1 protein-coding gene is annotated in these 698 nt (G+C 63.6%); it reads right to left on the bottom strand.

Annotated elements, in window-relative coordinates:
- Positions 1–698: GTP-binding protein (locus tag C662_RS19555; RefSeq protein WP_002934656.1), on the bottom strand; the 698-nt coding region annotated here is incomplete at both ends.

The raw sequence follows: 698 nt of genomic DNA, 5'->3' as shown, positions 1-698 counted from the left end.
GTCTTGACCGTGGCCTTGATGCCGACGATCTCGATTTCCTCGCCAACCTTGACGATGCCACGCTCGACACGACCGGTCACCACGGTGCCACGACCCGAGATCGAGAACACGTCTTCGATCGGCAGCAGGAAGGGCTTGTCGATGGCGCGCTCGGGCGTCGGGATGTACGAGTCCAGCGCATCGGCCAGCGCCAGGATTGCCGGCTCGCCGATCGGCGACTGGTCGCCTTCGAGCGCCTTCAGCGCCGAACCCTTGACGATGGGAATGTCGTCGCCCGGGAAGTCGTACTTCGACAGCAGCTCGCGCACTTCCATCTCGACCAGCTCGAGCAGCTCTTCGTCGTCGACCATGTCGCACTTGTTCAGGAAGACGATGATGTACGGCACGCCAACCTGACGGGCCAGCAGGATGTGCTCGCGCGTCTGCGGCATCGGGCCGTCAGCGGCCGAGCACACCAGGATCGCGCCGTCCATCTGGGCAGCACCGGTAATCATGTTCTTGACGTAGTCGGCGTGGCCCGGGCAGTCAACGTGCGCGTAGTGGCGAGCAGCGGTTTCGTACTCGACGTGCGCGGTGTTGATGGTGATGCCGCGCGCCTTTTCTTCGGGCGCCGCGTCGATCTGGTCATAGGCCTTCGCCTCACCACCGAACTTCTTCGACAGAATCGTGGTGATCGCAGCGGTCAGCGTGGTCTTGCC

Origin of the sequence: Thauera sp. 28 (assembly GCF_000310145.2) — a bacterium.
Lineage (GTDB): Bacteria > Pseudomonadota > Gammaproteobacteria > Burkholderiales > Rhodocyclaceae > Thauera > Thauera mechernichensis.
The sequence above is the reverse complement of the archived record's forward strand: the minus strand, read 5'-3'. Positions and strand labels throughout refer to the sequence as shown.